The organism is Mycobacterium palustre, from assembly GCF_002101785.1.
GTDB lineage: Bacteria > Actinomycetota > Actinomycetes > Mycobacteriales > Mycobacteriaceae > Mycobacterium > Mycobacterium palustre.
In genome coordinates, this window is record NZ_LQPJ01000114.1 from 14,731 (window position 1) to 39,231 (window position 24,501).

Sequence of the window (24,501 nt, forward strand, 5' to 3'; positions counted from 1 at the left end):
ACGACGCTATGGAGATCCTCGCCAGCCGGATGCTGCTCCGGCCGGCGGACTATCAGCGGTCGCTGAGCTTCTACCGCGACGAGATCGGCCTGGCCATCGCGCGCGAATACGGCGCGGGCACAGTGTTTTTTGCCGGCCAGTCGTTGCTGGAGCTGGCCGGCTACGGCTCGCCCGACCATTCCCGCGGGCCGTTCCCCGGCGCGCTGTGGCTGCAGGTCCGCGACATCGAGGCGACCCAGGCCGAGCTGCGGGGCCGCGGCGTGCCGATCGCCCGCGAGGCGCGCCGCGAACCCTGGGGCCTGCGCGAGATGCACGTGACCGATCCCGACGGGATCACGCTGATCTTCGTCGAGGTGCCGGGCGATCACCCGCTGCGCCGCGACACCCGCGGCGACGATGGGAAACGTCGGGTTAACTAACAGCTAACATGTGACGACAAGTCAAGGTACACCTGCGTTTCGGCTATCTAAGCGTTCGACAATTGAATCTCCCAACTACCAGAATCAGGCGCTGTGAACATCGATTTGTTCCTCTTGATCATCGTCGTAATCACGGCACTCGCTTTCGATTTCACCAACGGCTTCCACGACACCGGCAACGCGATGGCAACCTCCATCGCCAGCGGCGCCCTGGCGCCCAAGGCCGCCGTGGCGCTGTCGGCGGTGCTCAATCTGATCGGTGCCTTCATGTCCACCGCCGTCGCGGCAACCATCGCCAAGGGCCTGATCGACGGGCACGTCGTGACCCTCGAACTCGTCTTCGCCGGCCTGGTCGGCGGCATCGTGTGGAACCTGCTGACCTGGCTCCTCGGCATTCCGTCGAGCTCCTCGCACGCGCTGATCGGCGGCATCGTGGGCGCCACGCTCGCCGCGGTGGGTGCGCACGGGGTGATCTGGAAGGGCGTGGTGTCCCACGTGCTGATCCCGGCCGTGGTCGCCGCGGCCCTGGCCATCGTGGTCGGGGCCATCGCGACCTGGCTGGTGTACCGGATCACCCGCGGACTCGCGACCGAACGCACCGAGGCCGGGTTCCGGTACGGCCAGTGGGGCTCGGCCTCGCTGGTCTCGCTGGCGCACGGCACCGGCGACGCCCAGAAGACGATGGGCATCATCTTTTTGGGCCTGATGTCCTACGGGGCGATCAGCAAGACCTCCGCGTCCCCGCCGCTGTGGGTGATCGTTTGCTGCGCGCTGGCGATGGCGGCGGGCACCTACCTGGGCGGCTGGCGGATCATCCGCACCCTGGGCAAGGGGCTGGTCGAGATCAAGTCGCCGCAGGGCATGGCCGCCGAATCGTCCTCGGCCGCCGTCATTTTGCTCTCGACCCACTTCGGCTACGCGCTGTCGACCACCCAGGTGTGCACCGGTTCGGTGCTGGGCAGCGGGTTGGGCAAGCCCGGCGGCGAGGTGCGCTGGGGCGTGGCCGGCCGGATGGTGGTCGCATGGCTGATCACGCTTCCGTCGGCCGGGCTGGTCGGCGCGATCACCTACTGGATCGTGCACCTGATCGGCGGCTACCCCGGCGCCATCATCGGCTTCGGGCTGCTGGTGGCGGTCTCGGCCGCGATCTACATCCGGTCGCGGCGGGTCAAGGTCGACCACAAGAACGTCAACGCCGAGTGGAAGGGCGGCCTTACCGCCGGTCTCGAGGGCGACGAGCACACGCCGCCCTCCGATACCGGCCGCACCGGCTCGCAGGACCCCGTGAGCGCGGGGAACCCCTCATGAGCCACTTCAGCGACTGGTTCAACTACGAAGCGTCTTTGAAGATCCTGGTCTTTTCGATGTTGGCCGGTGCCGCGCTGCCGGGCATGTTCGCGCTCGGGCTGCGGTTCCACGCCGTCGGCGTCGGGGAGGTCAGCCCGGACGGCAGCACACCACACCGCAATCCGGTGCTGGTGGGCATCGCCTGGGCGATCTACGCGGTGGTCCTGGCGGTAATCGTGTTCGCTCTGCTGTACATCTCCCGCGACTTCATCGCGCACCAGCTCGGCCAGCCTTTCCTGGGCGCCAAACCGCCCCGCAAGTAGGATCGAATATCGTCCACCCAGCCGATCCCGCATGCGGGGAGGGGAAGCGAAGTGAACGGATTTTTGAATTCGATCGTCTCGTGGCTCCGCGCGGGATACCCGGAGGGGGTCCCGCCCACCGACACCTTCGCCGTGCTCGCCCTGCTGACCCGCCGGCTGAGCAACGACGAGGTCAAGGCCGTGGCGTGCGACCTGATGGAGCGCGGCGAATTCGACAACATCGACATCGGCGTGGCGATCACCCAGATCACCGATGAGCTGCCCGCGCCGGAGGACGTCGACCGCGTGCGAGAGCGGCTGGCCGCCAAGGGCTGGCCGTTCGACGGGCCGGACGACGCCGAGGACCACGCATAGCCGTCCTGCGCGCGCTCGGGGTCGAATCCGGCTCGGCAGCCCCCGCCTTGATGCCCGCGCTGGAGCGGGTGCTGCAGCGCCGCGATCGCGCGCTGGTCGCGGTGCCGGCGCACGACGACCGCGTCTCGCCGGCGCTGCGGGTCGGAGAGGCGATCGACGACGACGTCGCCCTGGTGGCGACAACGTCGGGAACCACCGGCGCCCCCAAGGGCGCCCTGCTGACCGCCGCCGCCCTGACCGCCAGCGCGTCGGCAACCCACGACCGGCTCGGCGGGCCCGGCGCCTGGCTGCTCGCGCTGCCGCCCTATCACATCGCCGGGCTGCAGGTGTTGGTGCGCAGCGTGCTGGCCGGCTCGACGCCCGTCGAGCTCGACGTTTCCGGCGGGTTCGACGTCAGCGAATTGCCCGGCGCGGTAAGGCGTTTGGGCGCCGGTCGGCGATACACGTCGCTGGTGGCCGCGCAGCTGGCCAAGGCGCTCGCCGACCCGGCGGCCGTCGCGGCGCTCGGCGAGCTGGACGCGGTGCTGCTCGGCGGCGGCCCGGCCCCGCGACCGATCCTGGACGCCGCGGCGGGCGCGGGCGTCACGGTGGTCCGCACCTATGGGATGAGCGAGACGGCCGGCGGCTGCGTGTACGACGGCGTGCCCCTGGCCGGGGTGCGGCTGCGCGTCGAGGCCGACGGGCGCATCGTCATCGGCGGCGCGACGCTGGCCAAGGGCTACCGCAATCCCGTCGATCCCGACCCGTTCGCCGAGCCGGGCTGGTTTCGCACCGATGACCTCGGCGCCCTGGACGGGCGCGGCGCGCTGACGGTGCTGGGCCGGGCCGACGACGCGATCAGCACGGGCGGGTTGACCGTGCTGCCGCAGCCGGTCGAGGCCGCGCTGTGCACCCACCCCGCGGTCGGCGACTGCGCGGTGTTCGGGCTCCCCGACGGGCGGCTGGGGCAGCGGGTGGTCGCCGCGGTCGTGGTGCGCGACGGGTTCGAGCCGCCGACGCTGGAGGCGCTGCGCGCCCAGGTGGCCGCCACGCTGGACGCCACCGCCGCGCCGCGCGAGCTGCACCTCGTCGAGGGGCTGCCGCGGCGCGGCATCGGCAAGGTGGACCGGGCGGCGCTGGTGCGCCGGTTCGCCGCCGGCGGCGATCAATAGGCTCAGTGACCGTGACCAAGGCGCGGCGGGAGCTACTGGCTGCCGCGGCCGGGCTCGCCCTGGTGGCGGCGGCGTTCGTGCTGCCGCGATTGCACTTTGGCGTGCGGCCGCGGCTGGACACCGGCCCCGAGCGGTTCGCCACCCACGCCGGGGCCGCGCCGATCTTCGGCGCCTGGGAGATCCACGCCAGCTGGGGAACCGGGCCGGCGATCTTGATCGCCGTGGCCGCGGTGATTTGGGGACCCGCTGTGGCGCAACGTGTTTCGTGGCGGGCGCTGACGCTGTGCACCTGGGGCGTTGCGTGCGCGTGGGCGTTCGCGCTGGCGATGATCGACGGCTGGCAGCGCGGCTTCGCCGGCCGGCTGACCACCCGCGACGAGTACCTGTCCCAGGTGCCCACGATCACCGACATCCCGACCGCGGTGCGCACGTTCGCCGGCCGGATCGTCGACTACCAGCCCGACTCCTGGACCACCCACGTGTCCGGGCATCCGCCCGGCGCGCTGCTGACGTTCGTCTGGCTGGACCGCATCGGCCTGCACGGCGGCGCGTGGGCCGGGCTGCTGTGCCTGCTGGCGGGCTCCAGCGCCGCGGCCGCCGTCGTGATCGCGGTGCGCGCGCTGGCCGACGAGCCGACCGCCCGGCGCGCCGCGCCGTTCGTGGCGGTGGCGCCGACGGCGATCTGGGTGGCGGTGTCGGCCGACGGCTACTTCGCCGGGGTCGCCGCGTGGGGGCTCGCGTCGCTGGCCGTGGCGGTGCACCGCGCGGTTCGGTTCCCCGCGCTGCTCGCCGCCGGCGCCGGGCTGCTGCTGGGCTGGTCGGTCTTCCTCAGCTACGGCCTGGTCCTGCTGGGGCTGCCCGCGCTGGCGGTGCTGGTGAGCGCGAGGCGGTGGCGGGCGGCGCTGCGCGCGCTGGGGCCGGCCGCCCTGGCCGCCCTGGCGGTGGCGGTGACCTTCGCCGTCGCGGGGTTCTACTGGTTCGACGGTTATGACCTTGTCCAGCAACGCTATTGGCAGGGCATCGCCAAATATCGGCCCTTCCAGTACTGGAGCTGGGCCAACCTGGCGTGCGTGGTGTGCGCGATCGGGCTGGGCGGCGTCGCCGGGATCAGCCGGCTGTTCGACCGGGACGCCATCCGCCGCCGCTCCGGCGTGCACCTGGTGTTGCTGGCGATGCTGGCCGCCATCGCCTGCGCGGACCTGAGCATGCTCAGCAAGGCCGAGGTGGAGCGGATCTGGCTGCCGTTCACGGTCTGGCTCACCGCGGCGCCCGCCCTGCTGCCGGTGCGCTCGCACCGGTGGTGGCTGGCCGTTAACGCCGCCGGCGCGCTGCTGTTCAATACCGTGATGGTCACCAACTGGTAGCCGGGCGTCAAAGCCCGGCCGCGCGGGTGACTCGGGCGAAGCGGCCGTCGGGCGCGCAGGCGTCGCGCACGGCGGCCACGTCCTCGGCGACGTCGATGTCGGACAGGGGCTGCACCGCCGCCACGTCGATGCCGTTGGCGCGCAATGCCTTCAGCGTGAGTTCGCCGGTGTCGGGTTGCGACATCGGCACGGCGCGCAGGCATTCGGCCATCGCCGGGTTCCGCAACCCAAGCACCCACCAGCCGCCGTCGTGCGCCAATCCCAGCACGGCCGGCGCGCCGTCGAGCAGCCGGCGCGCGCCATCGGTGAGCAGCTCGGCGGTGACCTGTGGGGTGTCCATGCCGATCTGCAGCACCGGACGGCCCCCGGAACACGAGCCGGCATCGGCGTGCGCGTTGGCGAGCCGGTCGGCAAAACCCGCACCGCGCTGTCCGATCACGGTGAACGACTCGAGCCGCCGCGTGATCTCGGCGGCCCCCGCCGCGGCGTCCAGGTCGCCGGTGAGGGCCACCACCCGCGCCGCGACCGGCGCGGCGGCCACCGCGTCCAGCGTGTCCAGCAGCGCCGCGGCCGCGATGTCGGCGGCGAGCCGGTCGCCGACCGTCGCCGCGAGCCGCGTCTTGGCGCGGCCGGGCTCGGGCGCCTTGGCGACCACCAGCACCGTCACCGGCAGGGCGCTCACGAGATCACTTTCCAGAAGTCGAGGATCGCGGTGATGCTGCCCCGCAGCGACCCGCTGACCTTCGACTTGCCGCCGGTGCGGGGACCGTAGCTGACGTCGAGTTCGACCACGCGCCACCCGGCGGCCGCCGCCCGCACCAGCAGTTCGAGCGGGTAGCCCGATCGCCGGTCGGCGACGCCGAGGTCGAGCAGGGCCCGGCGCCGCGCCACCCGCATCGGAGCGATGTCGTGCACCGGCAGCCCGTGGCGAGTGCGCAGCCGCCAGCTCATCACCACGGTGCCCAGCCGCGCCACCCACGGCCAGTGCAGCCCGGGCACCGGCCGGCGGCGCCCGATCACCAGGTCGGCGCCCCGGTCCAGCGCGGCGACCAGCCGGGGCAGGTCACCGGGATCCATCGAGCCATCCGCGTCGATGACGGCCACGATCGGGGTCGTCGCGGCCACCACGCCGGCGTGCACGGCCGACCCGTACCCGGGACGCGGTTCGGCGACCACCCGGGCGCCGTGGCGGGCCGCCACCGCGGCGGTGCCGTCGGTGCTGTTGTTGTCCACCACCAGCGCCCGGTAGCCCGCCGGGATGGCGGCGAGCACCGCCGGCAGCGACTCCTCCTCGTTGAGGCACGGCAGCACCACGGTGACCGAGTCCTCGGGCATCGGCCGGACCGCGATCAGAACCCGGGAAGATGCCCGGCCCGCGGCGCCTGCTGCGGCGGCTGCACCGGCTTGGGAGCCACGGGCTGCTGCTGCGTGGGCTGCACCGGCTTGGGAGCCACGGTCTGCTGCTGCGTCGGCTGCAGCGGCTTGGGAGTCACGGTCTGCTGGGTCTGGGTCTGCGGCGCGACGGTGGTCGTCGGCGCCACCGTGGTCTGCGCCTTGGTGGTGGGCGCCGCGGTCGTCGTCGAGGGCGGTTCCGTGGTCGTCGTCGGTTCCGTGGTCGTCTGCGGCGTGGTGGTGGTCGGTGTCGTGGTGGTCGGCGTCGGGGTCGTGGTCGTGGTGGGCGTCGTCGTGGTGGGCGTCGTCGTGGTGGGGGTGGTCGTCGGGCCCAGCGGCGGCGTGTAGGGCGGCCGCCAGCCCGGATACGGAACGATGATCGGCACCGGCACCGGCACACCCGGGTTCGGGTTCGGCACGAACCCCGGGGTCCCGGGGGTCTCCGGACCGACCGGGGCGGCGGGCGCCCCACCGGAGCCGGGCGACACCACCTGCGCGGGAAGGTAGCCGTTGGCGTCCGGAACGACGCCGCCCTGGAATCCGGCGAAGGGCTGATCCGGCGGGGGCGGCGGCACCGGGGCCTGCTGCTGCGTCGGCAGCAGCGGCATAAACTTGCCCGGCGCGGCGTTCTGATGCCCGACCACCGGCTGTTGGCTCGCGGTCGGCCTGACGGTGATGGCCACCGCGGCGGCCAGCGTCGCGAACCCTATGACGGCGAACGCGATGACGGCGTTGCCGAGCACCAACGAGCGGCGGCTGAGCCGGGCCGGCCCGGTTTCGGGATCGTCGACGTCGCCGTACTCCTCGTCGAATTCGGGTCCGTACTCGCCGGCGTACGGCTCCCCCTCGGCGGCCTGCGAGTAGGCCAGCTGCGGTTCCTCGGCACCGGGACCGGTGACCGGGGCGTACCCCGTCTGGTCGGCGGAACCGGCCGCGGGGGCCATCGCGGTCGCGTCCGCGCCGAACCCGGCCGCCGGGGCCATCGCGGTCGCGTCCGCGCCGGCGACAATCGACGGCGCCGCGGCCAGCGCCGCGCCGCGGGCCAGCGCGAACGTGGGATCGTCGGGGATCTCCACCCTCATGGTCGACGCGTCGCGAAGCTGGTCGGCGACCCTGTCGAGGTTCGAGGACGCGCCCACCAGGTAGACGTCCTGCGGCGCGCCGGGCTGCTCGGTCAGCCGGGCCATCATCGTGTCCAACGCGGCGGTGGCGTCACCGCCCGGGCCGCCCGCGTCGCCGCCGAGGGGCTGGCTGGCCAGCATCGTCGGCGGCGCGTCGGCGTCGCCCACCAGCGACAGCGACGCCGTTTCGTCGTTGACCACCAGGACACCGCCGGCCCGCCCGGCGGCGCGCATCAGCGCCGTGACCGCCTGCGACTCCGACAGCACCGCGACGTCCCGGACGCCGGAATCCTCCAGCGCCCGCCGCAGCCGGTCGGCCTGGGCGGCGTCGTCCCAGCAGAGCCGGGTCGCGACGAGCCGATGGTTTTCGTCGGCCAGCAACCGGTTGGTGCCCGCCACGGTTTGGGTCAGCGCGTCGACAGGGTTGCCGGCCAGGTCGACCGTGGACTGGTCGATCACCTCGGCGCCCCGCCCGCCCGACCCGACAAGCGCTAGGCGGGCAACGGGGCCGGTGACGGCGACCCCCAATACGACGTCCATCCCGCACTCCTTCGGCTGGCTACCCCACCACCAGCATCTCCCGCATCATTACACTGCGATAGCGTCGGCAGTAAACAGTCATTCGGTCCACAACGTTCGCCGATCAGCGCAGCAGAACCGCGTTCTCGACACTGCCGCGCCGCCCGAACGGAGATTATGTTTCCAAGTGAGCAACGACGGCGGCGCGGCAGGGGGTTCCCCCGGCCCGCCACCCAAGCTGCGCCGCCAGTAACCGTCCTCGAGCCCCGGGGGAAACCGTGAGTCAGAGCAGCGACGACGCCCCGACCGGCCCCATCCGCGGGCGCGCGCAGCAAACGGCCCCGCCCGGCGCCGGCGGGCCGAACCGCCGGTGGAGCATCGCCGCCGACCTGACCGCGGCCGCGTTGCTCGTCGTCGCGCTGATGCTGCCGTGGAACCTCTACGTCGGGATCGGGGTCCCGGGCAGCGACAAAGTCGCGTTGGCGCTGACGTTCGTGGCGACCGTGCTGTCCCTCGGCTCGATCGCGGTGGCCGGCTCCTGGAGGACGTCGGGCGGGCGGTTCGATCCCGCGCTGGCGGGGCGGCTGCGATTGTGGCTGAACGTCCCCTACGCCGTGCTGGTGCTCGGCTTCGTGGTGTTCGACGTGGTCGAAACCGTCCGCTTCGGCGGCAGCGTGCACGTGCCCGGCGGCGTGGGGCCCGGGGCGTGGCTGGGCGTCGCCGGTTCGCTGCTGAGCGCGCAACCGGTGGTCACCGGCCCGGCCGCCGACGGCGAGGACTTCAGGTCCGCCCGGATCATCGGTTACGCGTCGATGGTCGGCGCCGCGCTGAGCTTCCTGTTCAACCTGTTCTGGCGGGTGCGCTACGCGCTGCACGGCGACTTCGGCAAGCAGAACATCGCGGTCATCGTGACCGCGGTGGTCTACGGGGTGGTGGCGCTGGTCGCCGTCGTGGTGGGCTCCCAGTGGCTGGTGCGCAACACCCGGGCCTCCCGACTGGCGACCGTCGCGCTGGGCGCCTCGACGCTGATAGCCGGGATCCTGGTCTGGTTTTTGCCCGTGGGCCGCGACATCGACGCGTTCCACGGCATCGCGCAGAACACCTCGACGGCCGGGGTCGGGTTCGAGGGCTACCTCGCATGGGCGGCGGCCGCGGCGATCTTCGCGCCCCGCGCCCTGCTGGCCCGCCGGGACGCGTCGGCGACCGAGGAGAACGCCTGGCGCGCGGCGGCCCGAAACGGCTTGCTGCTCATCACGGTGTGGTGCCTGGGCTCGATGGTCATGCGGATCACCGACCTCGTCGTGGCCGTGACCCTGAACTACCCGTTCTCCCGATACGACACCTTGGTGATGGCGGCGTTCGACCTGGCCACCGCGGTGCTCGCGATCTGGCTGCGGATCAACCTGGCCAACGACGCGGTGTCGGCGCGGCTGATCTCGGCGCTGTGCGGCCTGGTCGCCACGCTGAGCGTCACGCGCGTCGTCGTCGGGCTCGCGCTGGCCCCCCGGTTCGCCGAAATCCCCAACGCCCCCGCGCCGAACCCGGTGTACGGAAACAACCTCGCCCAGCAGATCACCAGCACGTTCGACGTGGCGCTGTGCGCGTTGGCGCTGTGCATCCTCGCGGCGGCGATCATCACCGGCCAGCTGAGCGCCCGGCGCCGCCGGCGCCGCCGGGCGGCCCGCCCGCGCGCCGCCCGCCCCGGCGCCCAGCGCGATGCCGGCCCGACGACGCGCATCCCCGCCGGCCTCGGCGGCCCGCCGTCGTCCGCGGCGACCACCCGCATCCCGACCGGCCAGGACATGGAGGCGCCGACCGGCGTGATACCGCAGCCGGCCCGCTCTCCCCGGATCTTCCGGGGCGACGACTCGGCCACCTCAAAGATCCCGGTGCACAGGCCCCGGATCTTCCGGCCGTCGCAGGACTCCTAGAGCGGGCTAACGCAACGGCGCGAAGGCGAATTCGCGAATGCCCTCGCTCGGGTCGATGACCGCGCGGAAACCCAGCTCGCGGGCGGCGCGGCTCGGGTCGGCGACGATGTGGCGCACGTCGCCGCTGCGGTACTGGCCGGTGACCACCGGGGAAACGGAGTCCCCGCGCGCGTCGCACAGGGCGTTGGCCACCTCCAGGATCGAGATCGGCCGCCCGGAGCAGACGTTGAACGCCGCGAAGCCTTGGGTCGCGAACGATATCGCCGCCAGGTTGGCGGCGGCGACGTCGTCGACGTGGACGAAGTCGCGCATCTGGCCGCCGTCCTCGAAAACCCTTGGCGGCTCGCCCCTTTCGAGCGCCGAGCGGAAAATCGCCGCCACCCCGGAATACGGGGTGTCGCGGGGCATGCCGGGACCGTAGACGTTGTGGTAGCGCAGCGCCACCACCGCGCCGCCCGTCGCCTCCGACCACGCCAGCGCGTAATGCTCCTGCGCGGTCTTGCTGGCCGCGTACAGGCTGCGGGGGCGCAGCGCGGCGTCCTCGCCGACCAGCCGCCAGGCCACGTCGAGACCACAGGCGGGACAACGGTTTTCGAAGATTTTGGCGTCGAGGTCGGCGCGCCGGCGCGGCGGCGGGTCGACGAGCCCGTGGTCGGGGCAGGCGTAGTGGCCCTGGCCGTAGACCACCATCGACGAGGCCAGCACCAGGCGGCGCACCCCGGCGGCGAACATCTGCGCCAGCAGCACCGTCGTCCCGAAGTCGTTGTGGCCGCCGTAGGCGGGCGCGTCGGCGGCGTCCACGCCCGCGCCCACCATCGCCGCCTGGTGACACACCACGTCCACGCCGTTCAGCAGCGGCGCCAGCGCCGCACCGTCGCGGATGTCGACGCGGTGACATCCCTGTGGGAGCACCGGATTCGGGCCGTGCGCGGCGGGCAGCAGCGCGTCGACCGCGACCACGTCGTGACCGGCCGCGCGCAGCGCCGCGTCCACCCGTGACCCGATGAAGCCGGCGGCGCCGGTCAGCAGCACCCTCATGGCAGCCGCACCGGCAGGGTGACCCCGGCGTGCGGCTGGCAGTGCGTGCACGCGTTCTCGGCGGGGGCCCGGCCGATCGCCGCGCGCACCAGCTCTTTGAACGGCTCGATGTTCTTCTCGAATTCGGCGAACACCTCGACCGCCTTGACGCCCTCGCCGGCCCGCACCCCGGCATCCAGGTCGGTCACCAAAGCGATTGCGGCATAGCACATCTCGAGCTCGCGGGCGAGCACCGCCTCCGGGTAGCCGGTCATGTTGACCAGCCCGAACCCCGCGGCGGCGAACCAGCGGCTCTCGGCGCGGGTGGAAAAGCGCGGCCCCTGGATCACCACCATGGTGGCGCCGTCGACGACGCCGGGCAGGCCGGTGGCCGCGGCGCGCAGGGCCGGGCAGTACGGATCGGCGAAGTCGACGTGGATGCCGCCGGAGTCGAAGTAGGTGTCCGCGCGGCCTGTGGTGCGGTCGACCAGTTGGTCGGGCACCACGACGGCGCCGGGCCCGTTGGCGGGGTTCAGGCTGCCGACGGCGCAGGGCGCGAAGACCCGCCGCACGCCGAGCTTGCGCAGCGCCCACATGTTGGCCCGGTACGGCACGGTGTGCGCCGAGAACTGGTGACGCGCGCCGTGGCGGGGCAGGAAGGCGACCTCGCGGTCGGCGACGACGCCCACCGTGACCGGCGCGCTGGGCGGCCCGTATGGGGTGTCCACGTCGATGGTGCGGGTGTCGGACTCGAAGAACGTGTAAAAGCCGCTGCCGCCGATGACTCCAAGCACCCGCCCATTGTGGTGCATAGGGCAGGATGCCCTGGTGGCCAGTTTCGCGCAGTGGGTCTCGGGGGCGCGGCCCCGGACGCTTCCCAACGCGGTGGCGCCGGTGGTCGCCGGCACCGGCGCGGCGGCGTGGCTGCACGCCGCGGTGTGGTGGAAGGCGCTGCTGGCGCTGGTCGTCGCGCTGGCGTTCGTGGTCGGCGTCAACTACGCCAACGACTACTCCGACGGCATCCGCGGCACCGACGACGAGCGTGCCGGGCCGGTGCGGCTGGTGGGGGCGCGGCTCGCGACGCCGCGCGCGGTGTTGACCGCGGCAATGACGAGCCTGTCGGTGGGCGCGGCGGCCGGGGTGGCGCTGGCGCTGCTGAGCGAGCCGTGGCTGATCGCGGTCGGGGCGGCCTGCATCGCCGGGGCGTGGCTGTACACCGGCGGGTCGAAGCCCTACGGCTATGCCGGTCTCGGCGAGGTGGCGGTATTCGTGTTTTTCGGCCTCACCGCCGTGCTCGGCACCCAGTACACCCAGGCGCTGCGGGTGGACTGGGTGGGGCTGGTGCTGGCGGTGGCGATCGGCGCGCTGTCGTCGTCGGTGCTGGTCGCCAACAACCTGCGCGACATCCCCACCGACGCCGTGTCCGGCAAGATCACGCTGGCGGTGCGGCTTGGCGATGCCCGCACCCGGGTGCTCTACCAGGCGCTGCTGGCCACCGCCGGCGTCCTGACCCTCGGGCTGACCGCGGCGACGCCGTGGTGCGCGATGGGGTTGGTGGGCACACCGCTGGCCGTGCGCGCCGCGGGCCCGGTGCGCTCCGGGCGCCGCGGGCCGGAACTGATCCCGGTGCTGCGCGACACCGGGCTGGCGATGGTGGTGTGGGCGGTCGCGGTGGCGGCGGCGCTGGCGCTCGCCGGGCCTGGGCGTTGAGTGCGGCCTGGGCGTTGAGAGTGCGGTCAGGGCGTTGAGTGTGCGCTCAGGGCTTTGAGCGTGCGGCCTGGGCGTCGCCGCCCAGCGTGTCGCCGCCGTGGGTACACACGCAACGCCCACGATGCACACTCGCCGCCGTAGATGCACACTCGCCGCCGTAGATGCACACTCGCCGCCGTAAATGCACGCGGCGCGAAGCTAAGCGCCGGATTGCCCCGGCTCCTCGCCGGGCACCGCCTCGCCGCGCAGCCGGGCCCGCAGCTGCTCGCGTTCGCGGCGCCGGCGTTCCCCGGCGACCGCCAGCGAGGCGGTAGCCCGCCGGCGCAGCGGGCCGAACATCCAGATGCCCAGCGGCATGCCGATGATCAGCGCGAACAGCACGGCGACGACGGCGGGGAACTCGGTGACGCCCAACAGCCGGGCGACGCCGTAGATCACCCCGCTGAGCACCGCCACCAGCAGCAGACGCGCCGCGGCATACGCCAAAACGTCGATGACCACGCGGTTTCCGGAGCGATCCGCCCTGCCCCGGGCGACATTGTCGCTAGCGCCTTCTGACACAACCCGAGCCTACGGCGCGCGTATATTCGTCCAAGGAGGTGTTGAGTGCTCTACCTGCTGCTCGTCCTAGTTCTGGGGACGCTGATCTACGTTGGCTGGCGCGCGGCGCGGTCACAAGTCCACCGGCCCACGACTCGGGTGATCGGTCCCGATGACGATCCGGAGTTCTTGCGGCGGTTAGGTCACGGGGACAAACCGCTCTAGGACCCTCCAAGGTTCCTCTAAACCACGCCCGGATTGCGCTGATCGCCCGGGAATCCGTCGGCCACGACGGCCGCCAGCTCGGTCAGCGCCTCGCGGGTGGGCCGCTTCAGCCGATCGAGATCGATCTCGGCGCCCTCCTCGAGATGGGGGTCGAACGGGATCAGCCGCACCGCTCGGCAGCGACGCGAGAAGTGATCGATCACCTTGTTCATGTCGACCTTGCCGGTCCGCGAGCGCACCGCGTTGATCACCGCAACCGAGTTGCGGACCAGGTCCTCGTGGCCGTGGGCGTCCAGCCAGTCCAGCGTCTGGGACGCGCTGCGCGCGCCGTCGATCGACGCCGAGCTGATCACGACCAGAAGGTCGGCCTTCTGTAGCACCGACGACATCACCGAATGCAGCAACCCGGGGCCGCAGTCGGTGAGCACCAGGCCGTAGAACCGCTCCAGGACCTCCAGGGTGCGGGCGTAGTCGTCGGCGCTGAACGGCTCCGAGGAGGCCGGGTCGTTCTCCGACGCCAGCACCTCCAGCCCGCTCGGGCCCTTGGAGGTGTAGCGGCGGACGTCGCTGTAGCGCTCGATGGCGCCGGCGTCGTGCAGCAGCTGACGCACGGTCGCCGACGTTTCCAGCGGGATCTTCTGGCTCAGGGTGCCGCGGTCGGGGTTGGCGTCGACGGCGACCACCCGGTCGCCGCGGATGGACGCGAACGTGGAGCCCAGCGTCGCGGTGACGGTGGTCTTGCCGACCCCGCCCTTCAGCGACAGCAGCGCGATCCGGTAGCAGCCGCGCAGCGGCCGGTTGACCTGGGCGACGAGGTTGTTGTGGTGGGCGGCCCGCGGGCTCTCCCCGAGGTTGATCAGGTGCCCGGACACCTCGTAGAGCCAGCGGCGCCAGCCCTCCGATGGCGGCGGCTTGACCGGCCGCAACAGCATGCCGGTGGACAGCTCCGGGTAGGGCGTGTGCGGCACCGGCTCCGGGCGGTACGGCGCCGGTGCCGGGGCGGGCGGTGCTTCGGCCGGGCCGTTGTAGTAGGCCCCGAATGCCGTCGGGTCGACCCGCGGGATGCCGGTCACCGGCGTGGGATCCCAGGGAGGCATCCCGGCGGGCCGCGGCCCGGCGGGCGGCGGCGAGGGTCGCCGCTCGGTGCGGAACCCGGCGAAGGCCCGGGTGGGGGCCTCCGGGCTCGGCTCGGGTTTCGGCTCGGGCTGCGGCTCGGCGGGGGCCTGCTGCGGCGGCAGCTGCGCGGTCTGCTGGTCCGGCGCCCCCACGCCGCTGGTTGGATGCTCGGACACGTGCACTCCCCCTTGCGTGTGTTACTTGGGTCGGTTGCTGGTTGTCATCCCACGCCCGCATACGAATGCAGGCCCACGGTGACCAGGTTAACGAAGAACAAGTTGAAGACCATGGCCACGAAGCCCGCGACGTTGATCCAGGCCGCCTTTTTGTCCCGCCAACCGGCCGTCGACCTGGCGTGCAGGTAGGCGGCGTAGATCACCCACGCCACGAAGGAAACCGTCTCCTTGGGGTCCCAGCCCCAATACCGGCCCCACGCCTCCTCGGCCCAGATGGCGCCGAAGATGACCCCGAAGCCGAACACCGGGAACGCGAAAATCGTGGTGCGGTAGGCGACGCGGTCCAGCGTCTGCGCGTCCGGGAACCGCCGGACGATCCGGGCCAGCGCGCCGTCGGCGTCCGGGTCGCCGAACCGCGACGTGCGCAGCAAAAACAGGATGCTCGCGATGCCGGCGACCATGAACACCCCGGAGCCCAGGCTGACCACCGACACGTGGATGGGCAGCCAGTAGGACTGCAGCGCCGGCATCACCGGCGCGGCGCTGGCGTAGAGCCAGCGCCCGGAGACGGTCAGCAGGATCAGCACCGGCACCAGCAGGAACACCCACAGCGGGCGGTATTGCGGGCGGCGCAGCACGACGGCGCCGGCGACCAGGCCGCACAGGCACGTCAGGTTGATGAACTCGTACATGTTGCCCCACGGCACCCGCACGGTCGCCAGCCCGCGCAGCACGATGCACGCCAGCAGCAGCCCGACGCCGAGGTAGGCCACGGCCAGCCCGGCCCGCCCGACGCGCTCGTCGAGCGGCCGCGCCGGGGCGTCCTCGACGATGCCGGGGACGGCGCTGTCGGCGGTCACCGAGCCGGCCAGCACCTTTTCACGGCGCTCGGCGCGGCGGCCGCCGACGTAGGCCAGCTCGAACGCCAGCAGCAGCAGGGCGACCACCAGGGCCACCACCGCCGAGGTGAACGCCCAGTCGGAATAGCGCGCCAACCCGATGTTAACGTGCAGGGTGTTCATTTGACGTCCACCTGAGAACTCCTTTTGGACGCGGCGGGCTCGTCCAGACCCGCCAACAACCGTTCGGTCAACCGCTCGAACTCGTCACCCCACCCGGAGTTGTCGGTGCGCGCCAGGCCGCCCAGTTCGACGTTCACCGTACCGGCCGCCTCGTCGGCGGCCTCGGTCAGCCGAACCCACACCCGGCGGCGACGCACCAGCAGGGAGACCAGCAGCCCGGCCATCATCGTGATCGCGAAGACGAGCACCCAGGTCTGGCCGGGGTCGTGGGAGACCTGCAGGTTGACGAACGGCACCGCGCCGTCGAAGCGGATAGCGGTGCCCGCGGCCGGGCCCGCGTCGATGCGGACCTGCTGGCCGGCGCGCAGGTTGACGCGCTTCTCCTTGGTCAGCCGGCCCTGCTCGATCAGCCGCGGGTCCAACGTGAACAACGACTGGGGCCGCCCGTTGTCCAGGCCCGTGTCGCCGCGGTAGATGTCGACGGCCACCGCCGGCGCGTTGAGTGCCGGGAACCGCGACGACAACAGGGTGCCGTCGAGCTGTTCGGTCGGCGCCAGCAGGCCCTGGATGGCGATCTCGTGCTGGCGGCGCTCGGCCGGGCCGGGGTAGCTGCCGGCGGGCGGGTCGATGCGGGCCACGCCCGAGCTGAGCAGCGTCTGCGGGTTGTCGGGGCGCCATTGCACGGTCGACGTGCGGGTCTGCCCGTCGGGGAACGTCACGGTGAAGGTGGGCGCGTAGCCGTGGCCCTGCAAATAGACGCGGTCGCCGCCGACGCGCAGCGGGTGGTTGACCTCGAGCAGGTAGTGCCGCCAGGTGTTGGCCGCCAGGTCGCGGCCCGACTGGTAGTCGATGTCCGCGGCGAACGAGGTGGCCTGTCCCGACGGCAGGTAGTGCGCCTGGAAGTCGTTGACCCGCACGCAGATCGGGTGCAGCGAGGTGCCGTCGACGGTGTTGCCGGCGCGGAACGAGTCGAACGCCGCCGGCGACGCCGAGCAGAACCCGGGGCCGCCGTCGGCGATGACGATGACGTTGCCCTCGTAGCCGAACAGCTTGCCGACGGCCACCGCGACCAGCAGGCCCAGCAGCGAGAAGTGAAAGACGATGTTGCCGAACTCGCGCAGGTAGCCCTTCTCGGCGGACACCTCGACGGTGCCGGCGCCGGCCGTGTCGGGGCGGCGGATGGCCGTGCGCCAGCCGCGCAGCCGGCTGGCGATGGTGTCGGCCAGCGCGTTCAGCTCGTCGGGGGCGGCGTTTAGGCGGGTGCCGGCGTGCTTGGGCAGCCGGGCCAGGTTGCGCGGGGCGGGCACCGGGGTGGCGCGCAGGCTGCGGGCGTGCTCGATCATCCGCGGGGTCAGGCAACCCACGAGCGACACGAACAGCAGCACGTAGATCGCGGTGAACCAGAAGCTGGAGAACACGTCGAAGGCCTGCAGACGATCCAGCCACGGCCCGATCACCCGGTGGGCCCTCAGGTAGTCGTCGACCTTGCCGGCGTTGAGGCTGCGCTGCGGCAGCAGCGCGCCGGGTATCGCGCCCAGCGCGAGCAAGAACAGCAGCACCAGCGCGGTGCCCATCGAGGTCAGCGCGCGCCAGGTGTTGCGGGCCTTGGCGGCGACGCCCGCGAGCGCGCTCAAATCGGCAGCCTCACGTCGGAGACGAACGCGTCGCGCAGCCAGGAGATGAAGTCGTTCCACAGCCCGGTCACCAGCAGGGCGCCGACCGCGATCAGCAGCGCACCGCCGAAGACCTGGATCGCGCGGGTGTGCCGCCGTAGCCACGCCAGGCCACCGACCGCGCCGGCCGAGCCGAACGCCAGCAGCACGAACGGGATCCCCAGGCCCAGGCAGTAGGCGACGACCAGCGCCACGCCGCGCGCGACGTTCGCGCCGTCGGTGGCCGAGGCCACGGTGATCACCCCGGTCAGCGTCGGCCCCAGGCAGGGCGTCCAGCCGAGGGCGAACACCGCGCCGAGCAGCGGCGCGCCCGCGACCGTCGTCACCTGCCGCGGGCTGAAACGCGCCTGGCGCTGCAGCGCGGGGATCAGGCCCACGAAGATTAGCCCCATCGCGATGGTCAGCACCCCGCCGACCCGTTGCAGCACAAGCTGATTGGTGATGAGCGTGGTGGTCATGCCCAGCACGGCGACCGTGCCGAGCACGAACACCGTCGTGAACCCGGCGACGAACAACGCCGCCGACCCGGCAACCCGCCAGCGCGCGGCCGGCGGGGCCTTGACCGCGCCGGAGCCGGGCTGCACTTCCTCCGAGACGCCCACCAAGGCCGCCAGGTAGGACAAATAGCCGGGCACCAGCGGCACCACGCACGGCGAGGCGAACGACACCAGGCCGGCCACCAGGCACACGCCGAGCGCCGCCAGCAGCGGGCCGGCGGCGGCGATCTGGGTGAAGCCCGTCATCGTTCGCCAGCCACCCGCTGCACGACGGGCTGCAGGTCCTGGGCCAGCAGTTCGCGCAGGAACACCGCGGCCACCCGGTGCTGGCGGTCCAGCACCAGCGTGGAGGGGATGACGGTGGTGGGGTACTTGCCGCCGAAGGCGATCAGCGTGCGCATCGCCGGGTCGTAGATGGAGGGGTAGCTGACGTGGTGGTCGTCGACGAAGTCCAGGGCAGCCTGGCGGTTGTTGTCGCGGACGTCGATGCCGAGAAAAGACACCCCGGCGGCCCGGGTGGCGTCGTAGACCTGCTGCAGCCGGCCGACCTCGGCCCGGCACGGGCCGCACCACTGCCCCCAGACGTTGATGACGACGACCTGCCCGGCGAAGTCGTCCAGCGACCGGGTGTGCGCGGGCTCGGCCAAGTCCGGCCCCGACAGCGGTCCCGGCCGGCCGCGGCTGCCCGGCGGGTCGTAGTAGATGTCGGTTTTGCCGCCCGGCGAGACAAATTCGAAGGTGCCGCCCTGGGCCACCGCGTCGCGGCCGGAGCAGCCGGCCAGCACGATGGCCACCGCCGCTCCAGCCATCGCCAGCCGTCGCGCGGTCATGGCGCCGCTCCTCCGCATCGCTTCGCTCTGCATCGTCGCCGACGCGGTCATGGCGCCGCGGGCTCGGAGTACTCGATGCCGGCCAGCCGGTCGCCGTCGTAGATCAGGGTGGTGATCGAGCACAGCCCGCATTGGCGCCGCCGCGGGTCGTGCCAGAGCCGCTTGCCGCTCAGGTGCAGCCGCAGCGTCCAGACCGGCAGTTGGTGGCTGACGCACACCACCTCGTGGCCGGTGCCGCGGGCGCGGGCCTTGTCCACCGCGGTCGTCATGCGCGCCGCGATCTCGGTGTAGGGCTCGCCCCACGACGGGGTGAACGGGTTGCGCAGCCGCCACCAGAACCGCGGGTCCTTCCAGGCGCCGTCGCCGGGGCCGACGCGGCGGCCCTCGAAGAAGTTCGCCGATTCGATCAGGTCCGGGTCGGTGTCCACGGGCAGGTCGTGCTTGGCGGCGACGGGGGCGGCCGTCTCCTGGGCCCGCTGCAGCGGGGACGCGATGACGGCGACGACGTCGCGGCCGGCCAGCGCGTCGGCGACGGCCGCGGCCTGCGCCCTGCCGTTTTCCGAGAGGTGAAAGCCCGGAAGGCGGCCGTAGAGGACGCCGTCGGGGTTGTGCACCTCGCCGTGGCGCACCACGTGGACCCGGGTCTGCTCGGCCATCAGGGCTGCCTCTCCTGCGCCGCGGCGCGGGCGGCCGCGGGCAGCGCGTCGGCGATCCGCTCGAAGGCGGCGTCGTCGAGCGCCGTCGAGACGAACCACGTCTCGAACGCGCTGCACGGCGGGTAGACGCCGGCGTCCAGCAGGGCGTGGAAGAACGGCGGGAAGCGCCAGGTCTGGCTGGCCCGGGCCGAGGCGAAGTCGGTCACCGGCGCCTCGGAGAAGAACACGCTGAGCATGTTGCCGGCCCGCGGAATCTGGTGCGGCACACCGGCTTTCGTCAGGGCGTCGGACAGCAGCCCGGCGAGGCGGTCGGCGTTGGCGTCCAGGGTGGCGTAGGCCGCGTCGTCGGCGGCGCGCAGCGTGGCCAGCCCGGCGGCCACCGCCACCGGGTTACCCGACAGGGTGCCGGCCTGATACACCGGACCCAGCGGCGCCAGCCGCTGCATCACCTCGGCGCGCCCGCCGAACGCGGCAGCCGGCAGCCCGCCGCTCATCACCTTGCCGAACGTGAACAGGTCCGCGGGGACGGGATCGATTCCGTACCAACCGCTTCGGCTGACCCGGAACCCGGTCATTACCTCGTCGACGACGAGCAGCGCGCCGTGCTCGGCGGTAATCTCCCGCAGCGCCGCGTTGTAGCCCGGCCCCGGGGGGACGACGCCCATGTTGCCGGGGCTGGCCTCGGTGATCACGGCCGCGATCTGGTCGCCGAACCGGTCGAACGCCCGCCGCACCGCGGCGATGTCGTTGTAGGGCAACACGATCGTGTCGGCCGCGGCGGCGCCGGTGACCCCGGGCGTCGCCGGCAGACCCAGCGTCGCCACCCCGGATCCGGCGTCGGCGAGCAGCGCGTCGACGTGGCCGTGGTAGCAGCCGGAGAACTTGACGATCTTGGCCCGGCCGGTGAACCCGCGGGCCAGCCGGACCGCGCTCATGGTGGCCTCGGTGCCGGAGTTGACCAAGCGGATCCGCTCGACGGGCGCCACCCGGTCGATGATCTCGGCGGCCAGCCGGCTCTCCGCGGGGGTCGGCGCCCCGAACGACAAGCCCGAGGCGGCCGCCCGGGTGACCGCGTCCACGACGGCCGGGTGGGCGTGGCCCAGGATCATCGGCCCCCACGAGCAGACCAGGTCGACGTAGCGGTTGCCGTCGGCGTCGGTGAGCCAGCACCCGCGCGCCTCGGTGATGAACCGCGGGGTGCCGCCGACCGCGGTGAACGCGCGCACCGGCGAGTTCACCCCGCCGGGGATGACGGCGCAGGCTTGCTCGAAAAGCCTGGCCGAGGCCGCCGCGGCCGCCGGGGCGTGCGCGGTCGCCTGGTCACTGCTACCCATGCCGACCAGTGTCCCAGCCTCGCCGGATCGTTCAACTACAGGGTGTAGCAGCAACGGCCGCCGGGCGGCGCGCGCGTTGTCGCCGGCTCCCGGCGGGCGTCTTGATGTCGGCAGCGCGGCCGAGTTGGATTGGCGGCATGAAACTGCCTGAGGGGCTCGCACGGTTCAACCGCCACGTCACCAACCCGATTCAGCGCATGTGGGCGGGTTGGCTCCCGTCGTTCGGAATTGTCGAACACGTCGGCCGGCGTTCGGGCAAGACGTACCGCACCCCGGTGAACGTGTTCAGCGCCGACGTCGACGGCAAACCGGGCGTGGTGATCATGCTCAGCTACGGCCCCGACCGCGACTGGCTGAAGAACCTCAAAGCGGCGGGCGGCGGGCGGATGCGCCGCAAGAGCAAGACCTTCGGCATCTCCGACCCCAAGGTGGTGAGCAAGGCCGAGGCCGCGGGGTACGTCACGGGCCGGGCCCGGCGGATCGTCGCCAGGCTGCCGTTCGAGGAGGCCGTCGTGCTCACCAAGACCGGCTGACCGGGCCAGCACGGGGTATAGGGGCCCAATGACTGAAGCCGCCACCGAGCTGATCTGCAGCGCCTCGGCCCGCTTCGGTCACGCCGGGCGCGGGCTCCCGCGGGTTGACGCCCTCCGGCGGCCGCGGGCGCGGGCGACGAAGTACACCGCCACCACCACCGCCCACGACAGCAGGCTCAGCCACAGCTGGCTGCGCGCCGCGCGGTCGAAGGCCATCTGGACCAGCACGGCGGTGATGGCGGCGAGCGCGAGGACGGACAGCACCGGGAAGAACCACATCTTGACCCGTAGCTTTTCCTCAGATGTGCGGCGCCGCAGGATGATCTGCGACAGCGCGATCAGCCAGTAGACGAACAGGATGATCGCGCCCGAGGAGTTGAGCAAAAAGAGGAACACCGTGCCGGGCGCGAGCCACGCCATCAGGACGCAGCCGAAGCCGATCGCCGACGAGCACAGGATCGCGACGTGGGGAACCCCGCGCCTGCTGAGCCGCACCAGCCGGGCCGGCGCCTCGCCGCGGTCGGCGGCCACGAAGAGCATGCGCGACGCCGTGTACAGGCCCGAATTCAGGCACGACAGCACCGCGGTGAGCACCACCGCGTTCATCGCCTGGTCCGCGCCGCGCAGGCCCATGTGCCTGAGCGCGGCGACGTACGGGGAGGCGCCCACCTCCACCGAGTCCCAGGGCTGGATGGCCGCGAGCAGGAACACCGAGCCGACGAAGAAGACCCCGATGCGGGCCACCACGGATCGGGTGGCGCGCTGCACCGCAAGCGCCGGGTCGCGGCTTTCCGCGGCGGCGACGGTGACGATCTCGGCGCCCACCATCGAGAAGATCACCACCACGATGGCGGCGAACACCGCCCCGACGCCCTTGGGGAAGAACCCGCCGCGCGAGGTGAGGTTGGAAAAATCCGCGTCATGCCCGGGGAGCAATCCCAGAACGAACAGCGTGCCGACGACCAAGAACGCCACGATCGTCGCGACTTTGATTCCGGCGAACCAGAATTCGAATTCGCCGAACGAAGACACCGAGAACAGGTTGGTCGCGGTCATCAGCACCATCAGGCACAGCGACAGCAGCCACAGCGGCGCGTGGAACCAGTAGCCCAGGACTTTGCCCCCGGCGACGGCCTCGAACCCGACGACGATCACCCAGAAGTACCAATACAGCCAGGCGACCGAGAACCCCGCCCAGCCGCCCAAGGCCCGCCCGGCGTAGTCGGCGAACGATCCGGTTTGCTGGTTGGCTCCCCGGCTGGGCCCCCCGACCCAGTCGACCGCCGATGAGGGTCAACCAGCTCCTCGACGGGCGCTTCGTCGGCGAGCCGGAGGTAGGCGAGAGCGTTGTCGTCGACGGCGTCGCTGACCTCAGCCTGTGTGGGGAGCCGGAGTAGCTGGCCGCCCCGGCGTTGGGTCCTGGAAGGGTTTATGGCGGGCGCCGGCGGGTTGGGCGGCATCGGCGGCACTTCCCGGATGCCGGTCGTGATGTAGGTGAACGACAGTCCGAGCGCGTTGCAGAAGTGAACGAGTTCGCCGACTGCCCAGTCGGTCACTCCGGTCAGTCGGCGCGATAGCCATTGCTGTTTGCGGCCGCCCAGCTCGGCGGCCGCTGTCTCGCTGAGCCCTCTGCCTGCGAATTCCTGCCGCAGGCGCCGGTTGATCGCGGCGGCAGCGGGTTCGTCCGCGGCCCCGTCGATCATGATCAAAGTGGTCATAGCTGCGTACTCTACTCACTCACCGAGTATTCGCAACCATTCACGATGTAGCCTACGCAACATTTGCGTGAATTTGGCGACGTGTTGCCCTTGCGCACGACTCTCTAAGAGAGTAGAACGGTCGCCATGCCAAGTGATCCACTCGATAAGCGAGTAGGGGCCAACGTCCGCGCCGAAATGGCACGCGCCAACCAAACCCAGGCATCAGTAGCCGAACGGCTCAAGATATCGCAGCAGTCGCTCTCCCGACGTATTTCCGGAGAAAAGGCCTTCGACGTCGGCGAACTCGAAACGATCGCCGCCGTGCTGGGCGTCCCCCTGGACCGGCTCGTCGGCGACGCAGTGCAGGCCGCGTCATGAGCGCCGACCTGGTCGACGGGGCAGAACTGCACCTGTACGTCTTGGAGATCGTCGGCCGCGGCGTCAAGGTCGGAGTGACCAAGCAGCCAGACCGCCGCATCGCGAACCTCCGCCGCGAAGCGGCTGGATATGGCCAGTCCACAGGACGCGTGTGGGTCTCTGAGCCGCATGTCGAGGCCCGCGCAAACGAACGCGAGCTGATGGCGCTCGGCGGTCCCAACAATCGACGCGAGTACATCGCGCTCCCCTACGAAAGCGCCGTCGGCGAAGCAGAGACGCTGCCGATGACGCGCGCCGACCGCGCTGCTGTGGAGGCCCGTCGCTCCGCCGTCCTGGACATGTTCCAAGGGTTCGTTCTCGGAGGCGCTCGATGACCGCACTTCAGTTGTTCAAATTCGAGCACGAGCCGGTCCGTGTCGTGCTGGTCGACGGCGAACCCCGATTCGTCGCCCGGGACGTCTGCACCGCGATCGGCCTGTCCAACGTGTCGATGGCCCTCGCGCGATTGGACCCCGACGAGAAGGGGGTCAATCCGATTGACACCCCCGGTGGCCAGCAGCAGATGACGACGGTCACCGAGTCGGGTCTCTACTCGCTGGTGCTGCGCTGCGACAAGAAGGAGGCGGCGAAGTTCCGCCGCTGGGTGACGCACAAGGTGCTGCCTGAGATCCGGCGCACCGGAAGCTACAGCCACCACCCGGCGGCGGCGCGCCAGCTCCCATCGAAAAAGGAGCTCGCGAAGTGGGTCATCGAGGCTGAGGAACGCGCCGAGCGCGCCGAGGCCAAGGTCGCCGAGCTGGCGCCGCTCGCATCGTCGTGGACGGAGCTGGCCGACTCGGCCGGTGACTACGAGGTCGCCGACGCGGCCAAGGTGCTCAGCCGCGACCCCAACATCAACATCGGTCGGGACCGGCTGTTCTCGTTCATGTGCGCCGAGGGCTGGGTCTATCGCGGCCACGGCCACCGCTGGCGCGCCTACCAGTCGCAGGTCGACTGCGGGCGCCTGACCGAGAAGGTCGGCAAGCCGTACTGGCATGAAGGCCGCGGCGAGCGGGTTGTGCCTGAGCCGACGGTGCGGATCACGCCGAAGGGTCTCAACGAGCTGCACAAGCGGCTCGGGGGTGCTGGTTCGGCGCAGCTGGTATTGGCGGCGACGTCATGACCCGCGTCCTGCGCGTCTCGCTGATCGTCGTGGCCATCGCCGCGCTGTACGCGGCGTGCGTGTCGATCATC

General features: G+C 71.8%; 26 protein-coding genes and 2 pseudogenes. 13 read left to right on the forward strand and 15 right to left on the reverse strand.

The window, feature by feature from the left end:
* The first annotated feature begins 8 nt into the window (after window positions 1-8).
* From AWC19_RS17895 to AWC19_RS17920, 6 genes and pseudogenes are all read left to right on the forward strand, one after another.
* A complete protein-coding gene (locus AWC19_RS17895) occupies window positions 9-419 on the forward strand; it encodes a VOC family protein (RefSeq protein WP_085079402.1) in 411 nt (136 codons plus the stop codon).
* A gap of 93 nt (window positions 420-512) precedes the next feature.
* Window positions 513-1,707 (forward strand): annotated as a pseudogene (locus AWC19_RS17900) (anion permease).
* Window positions 1,708-1,723: 16 nt separating this feature from the next.
* Complete coding sequence (locus AWC19_RS17905; protein ID WP_085079404.1) at window positions 1,724-2,029, forward strand: hypothetical protein; 306 nt, start codon at window positions 1,724-1,726, stop codon at window positions 2,027-2,029.
* A 51-nt stretch (window positions 2,030-2,080) separates the two neighbouring features.
* A complete protein-coding gene (locus AWC19_RS17910; RefSeq protein WP_085079405.1) occupies window positions 2,081-2,383 on the forward strand; it encodes a DUF3349 domain-containing protein in 303 nt (100 codons plus the stop codon).
* Window positions 2,384-2,433: 50 nt separating this feature from the next.
* Window positions 2,434-3,534, forward strand: coding sequence for an o-succinylbenzoate--CoA ligase (gene menE / locus AWC19_RS17915; protein ID WP_211284946.1), 1,101 nt, complete (start codon window positions 2,434-2,436; stop codon window positions 3,532-3,534).
* A gap of 11 nt (window positions 3,535-3,545) precedes the next feature.
* A complete protein-coding gene (locus tag AWC19_RS17920; RefSeq protein WP_085079424.1) occupies window positions 3,546-4,898 on the forward strand; it encodes a hypothetical protein in 1,353 nt (450 codons plus the stop codon).
* 7 nt (window positions 4,899-4,905) lie between these two features.
* Here the strand turns inward: AWC19_RS17920 and AWC19_RS17925 are convergent, their stop codons facing one another.
* Genes AWC19_RS17925 through AWC19_RS17935 form a run of 3 tightly spaced genes read right to left on the reverse strand, consistent with a single transcriptional unit; the run spans window position 4,906 to window position 7,951 of the window.
* Entirely contained in the window at window positions 4,906-5,580 is a 675-nt protein-coding gene (locus AWC19_RS17925) for a TIGR04282 family arsenosugar biosynthesis glycosyltransferase (RefSeq protein ID WP_085079407.1), read from the reverse strand.
* Window positions 5,577-6,233: a glycosyltransferase family 2 protein gene (locus AWC19_RS17930; protein WP_085079408.1), complete on the reverse strand. Its 657-nt coding sequence runs from the start codon at window positions 6,231-6,233 to the stop codon at window positions 5,577-5,579. Before AWC19_RS17930 ends, AWC19_RS17925 begins: the two co-directional genes overlap by 4 nt.
* Before the next feature lie 14 nt (window positions 6,234-6,247).
* Window positions 6,248-7,951, reverse strand: a complete 1,704-nt coding sequence (locus tag AWC19_RS17935; RefSeq protein WP_085079409.1) for a DUF7159 family protein — start codon at window positions 7,949-7,951, stop codon at window positions 6,248-6,250.
* 257 nt (window positions 7,952-8,208) lie between these two features.
* Here AWC19_RS17935 and AWC19_RS17940 point away from each other — a divergent pair, with 257 nt between their 5' ends.
* Entirely contained in the window at window positions 8,209-9,861 is a 1,653-nt protein-coding gene (locus AWC19_RS17940) for a DUF7937 domain-containing protein (RefSeq protein ID WP_085079410.1), read from the forward strand.
* A 6-nt stretch (window positions 9,862-9,867) separates the two neighbouring features.
* Here AWC19_RS17940 and AWC19_RS17945 read toward each other — a convergent pair whose 3' ends face one another.
* Window positions 9,868-10,899, reverse strand: coding sequence for an NAD-dependent epimerase/dehydratase family protein (locus AWC19_RS17945; RefSeq protein WP_085079411.1), 1,032 nt, complete (start codon window positions 10,897-10,899; stop codon window positions 9,868-9,870).
* Window positions 10,896-11,672: an S-methyl-5'-thioadenosine phosphorylase gene (locus tag AWC19_RS17950; protein WP_245849095.1), complete on the reverse strand. Its 777-nt coding sequence runs from the start codon at window positions 11,670-11,672 to the stop codon at window positions 10,896-10,898. Before AWC19_RS17950 ends, AWC19_RS17945 begins: the two co-directional genes overlap by 4 nt.
* Window positions 11,673-11,706: 34 nt before the next feature.
* On the opposite strand from AWC19_RS17950, the gene AWC19_RS17955 reads away from it, so the two are divergent.
* Window positions 11,707-12,588 (forward strand): 1,4-dihydroxy-2-naphthoate polyprenyltransferase, encoded by an 882-nt coding sequence (locus AWC19_RS17955; RefSeq protein WP_085079413.1) that lies wholly within the window; start codon window positions 11,707-11,709, stop codon window positions 12,586-12,588.
* A gap of 198 nt (window positions 12,589-12,786) precedes the next feature.
* Here AWC19_RS17955 and AWC19_RS17960 read toward each other — a convergent pair whose 3' ends face one another.
* Window positions 12,787-13,149: a DUF4229 domain-containing protein gene (locus AWC19_RS17960; protein ID WP_085079414.1), complete on the reverse strand. Its 363-nt coding sequence runs from the start codon at window positions 13,147-13,149 to the stop codon at window positions 12,787-12,789.
* A 45-nt stretch (window positions 13,150-13,194) separates the two neighbouring features.
* Between AWC19_RS17960 and AWC19_RS29265 the strand changes: the two genes are divergently transcribed.
* Window positions 13,195-13,353 carry a hypothetical protein gene (locus tag AWC19_RS29265; protein ID WP_142281274.1) on the forward strand — a complete coding sequence of 53 codons (159 nt, stop codon included), beginning with the start codon at window positions 13,195-13,197 and terminating at the stop codon, window positions 13,351-13,353.
* Between the two features lie 17 nt (window positions 13,354-13,370).
* Here AWC19_RS29265 and AWC19_RS17965 read toward each other — a convergent pair whose 3' ends face one another.
* From AWC19_RS17965 to hemL, 7 genes are read right to left on the reverse strand one after another with little or no spacing between them, the layout of a single operon-like run.
* Window positions 13,371-14,651: a MinD/ParA family ATP-binding protein gene (locus AWC19_RS17965; RefSeq protein WP_372508543.1), complete on the reverse strand. Its 1,281-nt coding sequence runs from the start codon at window positions 14,649-14,651 to the stop codon at window positions 13,371-13,373.
* 38 nt (window positions 14,652-14,689) lie between these two features.
* The gene (ccsB, locus tag AWC19_RS17970; protein ID WP_085079415.1) at window positions 14,690-15,667 is read right to left on the reverse strand and encodes a c-type cytochrome biogenesis protein CcsB; all 978 of its coding nucleotides are present in this window, start codon (window positions 15,665-15,667) and stop codon (window positions 14,690-14,692) included.
* Entirely contained in the window at window positions 15,664-17,241 is a 1,578-nt protein-coding gene (locus tag AWC19_RS17975; RefSeq protein WP_085079426.1) for a cytochrome c biogenesis protein ResB, read from the reverse strand. Before AWC19_RS17975 ends, ccsB begins: the two co-directional genes overlap by 4 nt.
* Window positions 17,242-17,297: 56 nt before the next feature.
* Window positions 17,298-18,083 (reverse strand): cytochrome c biogenesis CcdA family protein, encoded by a 786-nt coding sequence (locus AWC19_RS17980; protein WP_085079416.1) that lies wholly within the window; start codon window positions 18,081-18,083, stop codon window positions 17,298-17,300.
* Window positions 18,080-18,667, reverse strand: a complete 588-nt coding sequence (locus AWC19_RS17985; protein ID WP_211284947.1) for a TlpA disulfide reductase family protein — start codon at window positions 18,665-18,667, stop codon at window positions 18,080-18,082. The genes AWC19_RS17980 and AWC19_RS17985 overlap by 4 nt, the downstream gene beginning before the upstream one ends.
* Before the next feature lie 47 nt (window positions 18,668-18,714).
* Window positions 18,715-19,323, reverse strand: coding sequence for a histidine phosphatase family protein (locus AWC19_RS17990; RefSeq protein ID WP_085079418.1), 609 nt, complete (start codon window positions 19,321-19,323; stop codon window positions 18,715-18,717).
* Complete coding sequence (gene hemL / locus AWC19_RS17995; protein WP_085079419.1) at window positions 19,323-20,657, reverse strand: glutamate-1-semialdehyde 2,1-aminomutase; 1,335 nt, start codon at window positions 20,655-20,657, stop codon at window positions 19,323-19,325. Before hemL ends, AWC19_RS17990 begins: the two co-directional genes overlap by 1 nt.
* A gap of 137 nt (window positions 20,658-20,794) precedes the next feature.
* Between hemL and AWC19_RS18000 the strand changes: the two genes are divergently transcribed.
* On the forward strand, window positions 20,795-21,190 hold the full coding sequence (locus tag AWC19_RS18000) for a nitroreductase family deazaflavin-dependent oxidoreductase (protein ID WP_085079420.1): 396 nt from the start codon (window positions 20,795-20,797) through the stop codon (window positions 21,188-21,190).
* A gap of 78 nt (window positions 21,191-21,268) precedes the next feature.
* Here AWC19_RS18000 and AWC19_RS18005 read toward each other — a convergent pair.
* Together AWC19_RS18005 and AWC19_RS29705 are read right to left on the reverse strand one after the other, a co-directional pair.
* A pseudogene (locus AWC19_RS18005) lies at window positions 21,269-22,441 on the reverse strand (amino acid permease); the annotation flags it as partial.
* A complete protein-coding gene (locus AWC19_RS29705) occupies window positions 22,342-22,908 on the reverse strand; it encodes a helix-turn-helix domain-containing protein (protein WP_158090907.1) in 567 nt (188 codons plus the stop codon). The pseudogene AWC19_RS18005 and the gene AWC19_RS29705, both read right to left, overlap by 100 nt.
* A 126-nt stretch (window positions 22,909-23,034) precedes the next feature.
* Between AWC19_RS29705 and AWC19_RS18010 the strand changes: the two genes are divergently transcribed.
* From AWC19_RS18010 to AWC19_RS18020, 3 genes are read left to right on the forward strand one after another with little or no spacing between them, the layout of a single operon-like run.
* Window positions 23,035-23,268: a helix-turn-helix domain-containing protein gene (locus AWC19_RS18010; RefSeq protein ID WP_085079421.1), complete on the forward strand. Its 234-nt coding sequence runs from the start codon at window positions 23,035-23,037 to the stop codon at window positions 23,266-23,268.
* Window positions 23,265-23,642: a GIY-YIG nuclease family protein gene (locus AWC19_RS18015; protein ID WP_033725655.1), complete on the forward strand. Its 378-nt coding sequence runs from the start codon at window positions 23,265-23,267 to the stop codon at window positions 23,640-23,642. Before AWC19_RS18010 ends, AWC19_RS18015 begins: the two co-directional genes overlap by 4 nt.
* Window positions 23,639-24,430 (forward strand): phage antirepressor, encoded by a 792-nt coding sequence (locus AWC19_RS18020; protein ID WP_085079422.1) that lies wholly within the window; start codon window positions 23,639-23,641, stop codon window positions 24,428-24,430. Before AWC19_RS18015 ends, AWC19_RS18020 begins: the two co-directional genes overlap by 4 nt.
* Window positions 24,431-24,501 lie beyond the last annotated feature (71 nt).